Origin of the sequence: Streptomyces niveiscabiei (assembly GCF_001419795.1) — a bacterium.
GTDB classification, from domain to species: Bacteria; Actinomycetota; Actinomycetes; order Streptomycetales; family Streptomycetaceae; genus Streptomyces; species Streptomyces niveiscabiei.
The window spans coordinates 1-4129 of record NZ_LIRL01000572.1 but is presented as its reverse complement, the minus strand read 5'-3'; the positions used below and the strand labels follow the sequence as shown (position 1 = coordinate 4129).

Here is a 4129-nt window from a genome sequence, read left to right as displayed (position 1 = left end):
GTCCACCCCTCCCCGTCTCCGTAAGGGACCCCCGTGACCAGACTCAGCGTCGAGATGCTGGCAGCGGACGCGCCAGAGCCGATCACCTCGGCCGGGCACGCTCAGCTCGGTATCGCCGTGCTGGCGGGCATCGCCGTCATCGTCCTGCTCATCACCAAGTTCAAGCTCCACGCCTTCCTGTCGCTGACCATCGGCACGCTCGCGCTGGGCGCGTTCGCCGGGGCGCCGCTGGACAAGGCGATCTCGAGTTTCAGTTCCGGCCTCGGTTCGACGGTCGCCAGCGTCGGCGTGCTGATCGCGCTGGGCGCGATCCTCGGCAAGCTGCTCGCGGACTCCGGCGGCGCCGACCAGATCGTCGACACGATCCTCGCGAAGGCGAACGGCAGGAGCATGCCGTGGGCGATGGTCCTGATCGCCTCGGTGATCGGCCTGCCGCTCTTCTTCGAGGTCGGCGTCGTGCTGCTGATCCCGGTCGTGCTGATGGTCGCCAAGCGCGGCAACTACTCGCTGATGCGGATCGGCATCCCGGCGCTGGCCGGCCTGTCCGTGATGCACGGCCTGGTCCCGCCGCACCCCGGCCCGCTGGTCGCGGTCGACGCGGTCGGCGCGAACCTGGGCGTCACGCTGGCGCTCGGCGTGCTGGTGGCGATCCCGACGGTGATCATCGCGGGCCCGGTGTTCTCGCGGTACGCGGCCCGCTGGGTCGACGTGCAGGCGCCGGACAAGATGGTCCCCCAGCAGCCGTCGGAGGACCTGGAGAAGCGTCCGAGCTTCGGCGTGACCCTGTTCACGATCATGCTGCCGGTCGTCCTGATGCTGTCCAAGGCGCTGGTCGACATCGTGATCGACGACAAGGAGAACACCGTCCAGCGGGTCTTCGACGTCGTCGGCTCGCCGCTGATCGCGCTGCTGTCGGCCGTCCTGGTCGGCATCTTCACGCTCGGCCGCCCGGCCGGGTTCTCGAAGCAGCGGCTGAACGAGCTGGTCGAGAAGAGCCTCGCGCCGATGGCCGGCATCCTGCTGATCGTCGGCGCGGGCGGCGGCTTCAAGCAGACGCTGATCGACTCCGGCGTCGGCCAGATGGTCCTGGAGATCTCCGAGGACTGGTCGATCTCGGCGATCCTGCTGGCCTGGCTGATCGCGGTCGCGATCCGGCTGGCGACGGGTTCGGCGACGGTCGCGACCGTCTCGGCGGCCGGTCTGGTGGCGCCCCTCGCCGCCGACATGTCCACCGCGCACGCGGCCCTGCTGGTCCTCGCGATCGGCGCGGGCTCCCTCTTCTTCAGCCACGTCAACGACGCCGGTTTCTGGATGGTCAAGGAGTACTTCGGGCTGAGCGTCGGCCAGAACCTCAAGACCTGGTCCGTCATGGAGACGGTCATCTCCGTGGTCGCGGGTGGCCTGGTCTTCCTTCTGTCTCTGGTCCTCTAGGGGTACGCCGATGACTCATCCTCTCTTCGACATCACCGGCAGGACCGCGCTCGTCACCGGGTCCAGCCGGGGTATCGGCCTGGCGCTCGCCCGGGGTCTCGCGGAAGCGGGCTGCACGGTCGTCCTCAACGGGCGGGACGAACGGCGGCTGGCCGAGGCGGCGCGCGAGCTGCCCGGCAAGGTCCACACCGCGGTCTTCGACGTGACCGACGGCCCCTCGGTCGCCGCCGGGATCAAGGACGTCGAGGAGCGCGTCGGTCCGCTCGACATCCTCGTCAACAACGCGGGGATGCAACTGCGGGCCCCGCTCCTGGAGTTCACCGACTCCGACTGGCACCGCGTCCTGGACACCAACCTCACCAGCGCGTTCCTCGTGGGCCGCGAGGCCGCCCGGTACATGACCGCGCGCGGGCACGGGAAGATCGTCAACATCTGCTCGTTGCAGAGCGAGGTCGTGCGGCCCGGCATCGCGCCGTACGCGGCGACCAAGGGCGCGCTGAAGATGCTGACCAAGGGCATGTGCGCGGACTGGGGGCCGTCCGGCGTCCAGGTCAACGGGCTCGGGCCCGGCTACATCGAGACGGAACTCACCCAAGCCCTCGTGGACGACGAGGAGTTCAGCGCCTGGGTACGCAGGCGGACCCCGGCCGGACGCTGGGGCCGTACCGAGGACCTGGTCGGCGGGGTGCTGTTCCTCGCCTCCCCGGCGGCGGACTTCGTCAGCGGGCAGATCCTGTACGTCGACGGCGGCATGACGAGCGTGCTGTGAACGGGGGAACGCGGATGCTGGGCTGTGTCATCCACGCTCAAGGCGACCTGCGCGTCGAGGAGTTGACGCCGGTCGAGCCGGGACCCGGACAGGCGCTGGTCGCCGTGCGCTACGGCGGGGTCTGCGGTTCCGACCTGCACTACTGGCGCCACGGCGGGGTCGGCGACTTCCGGCTCAAGGAGCCGATGGTCCTGGGGCACGAGGTCGTCGGTACGGCGCTGTCGGGGCCCTACGAGGGGCAGTCGGTCGCCGTGCATCCGGCGACTCCGTGCGGGGTGTGTCCGGAGTGCGTGGACGGGCGGCGCCATGTCTGCCGGGACACGCGGTACCTGGGCAGCGCGGCGCGCACGCCGCACGTCCAGGGCGGGTTCGCGGCGCGGATCGCCGTGCCGCAGGGGCAGTTGAGGGTGCTGCCGGACGGGCTGGAGCTGCGGCGGGCCGCTCTCGCCGAGCCGCTGTCCGTCGCGCTGCACGCCGTGCGGCGGGCCGGGGACGTGCGGGGGCGGCATGTGCTGGTGACCGGGGCCGGGCCGATCGGGTGCCTGGTCGTCGCCGCCGCGAAGGCCGCCGGGGCGGCGCGGGTGACGGTGACCGATCTGCTGCCCGCCGCGCTGGAGTTCGGGCGGATCGCGGGCGCCTCCGACGTGGTACGCGCCGACGATCCGTCAGATCCCGGGTGGCCCGCGGAAGTCGACGTCGCCATCGAGGCGTCCGGGGTCGCCGCCGGGCTCGACACGTGTCTGCGGCTCGTCCGGCGGGGCGGGGTCGTCGTGCAGCTCGGGATGCTGCCGGCCGGGCAGAGTTCCTTCGCCGGGAACCTCGTCGTCAGCCGGGAGATCGAGCTGCGCGGGGCGTTCCGCTTCGACACGGAGTTCGACGAGGCGCTGCAACTCCTTGCCGTTCAGCCCTCGTTCGACGGGTTGGTGAGCGCGGTGGTGCCGGTCGAGGAGGCGGAGTCGGCGTTCACCCTCGCCGCCGACCGGGGGCGGTCCTGCAAGGTGCTGCTGGACTTCGGGGGCTGAGGGCGGTCTCTTGGAGCGAGCGGGCCGGGGTGAACTCCCTGGCCCGCTCGGTCGTTTCAGCGGGGTGGGGTGAACTCTGCGGCTCGCTCGCCGATTTCGGCGGGGCTGGGTGAACTCCCCGGCCTGCTCGCCGGTTTCACTGGGGCGGGGCTAACTCCCTTGTCTACTCGCCGGTTTCAGCGGGGTGAGGCGAACTCCCTTGTCTGCTCGCCGGTTTCGTAAGGCTTCCTCGTGCCCGGCGTCGTGGGGCAGGTTTCGGTGTGGGGTGGGGCGGCGCATGATGGTGGGTGACGACTGGGGGGACGTCATGGGGATTTCGCTGGGGACACGGATCTCGGCGGTGCTGCTCGCGGGGGCCGTGGCGGTGGTGACCGTGGCGCTTCAGGAGGGGGACACGCCTCGGGTGCGGGGCGGGGGTGTGGTGCCGGAGGCCAGTTCCTCGGCGGTGCGGTCGACGCCTGCGGTCACTTCTTCTCCGGCGCCTCGGATCAGTGGGCTGGAGGGGGGCACGGTCGGGCGGAGTACGCCCGCGCCTTCCGTGACTCCTGAGGCGTCGGCTCTTCCCACGCCAAGTCCCGGTCGTACGCCGCGTGTTGTCGCGGTCTCCTGGCTACCGCCGGGGCCGGTGTCGCCCGACGCGGACCGGCTGGCCGATCCGGACAGCGTGTACGACGTGCTGCGGTCCCCGGCGCGGTGCCGGGAGGCGTTGGGGATGATCCCCGGGGGTGAACTCGGGGACGAGTGGCGGGTGTTGAAGGCGTTGGCGCACGCGTGTCTCGCTGCGCGGGGTGAGGGCGGGAGTTGGGCGGAGGCGTCCGAGCCGGTGCGCGGGGTCAGTTGCAAGGGGGTTGCCGCGCAACGGGTGTTGGGCGAGTTGCTGGCGTTCCGGCGCGGGGCGCGGGGCGGG

4 protein-coding genes are annotated in these 4129 nt (G+C 71.4%); all 4 read left to right on the top strand.

Going from position 1 to position 4129, the window contains the following annotated elements; genetic code table 11:
* The first annotated feature begins 33 nt into the window (after positions 1-33).
* The gene (locus tag AOK24_RS26630; RefSeq protein ID WP_055722602.1) at positions 34-1431 is read left to right on the top strand and encodes a GntT/GntP/DsdX family permease; all 1398 of its coding nucleotides are present in this window, start codon (positions 34-36) and stop codon (positions 1429-1431) included.
* Positions 1432-1441: 10 nt separating this feature from the next.
* Entirely contained in the window at positions 1442-2200 is a 759-nt protein-coding gene (locus AOK24_RS26625) for a glucose 1-dehydrogenase (RefSeq protein ID WP_055722601.1), read from the top strand.
* A gap of 14 nt (positions 2201-2214) precedes the next feature.
* Positions 2215-3222, top strand: coding sequence for an L-idonate 5-dehydrogenase (locus AOK24_RS26620; protein ID WP_055722600.1), 1008 nt, complete (start codon positions 2215-2217; stop codon positions 3220-3222).
* 625 nt (positions 3223-3847) lie between these two features.
* On the top strand, positions 3848-4129 hold a 282-nt coding region (locus AOK24_RS48685), incomplete at its 3' end, for a hypothetical protein (RefSeq protein ID WP_159051990.1).

Excerpts from the sequence above, each read along its gene's own strand:
- AOK24_RS26625 (WP_055722601.1), top strand. The coding sequence starts at position 1,442 with ATGACTCATCCTCTCTTCGACATCACCGGCAGGACCGCGCTCGTCACC.
- AOK24_RS26620 (WP_055722600.1), top strand. The coding sequence starts at position 2,215 with ATGCTGGGCTGTGTCATCCACGCTCAAGGCGACCTGCGCGTCGAGGAG.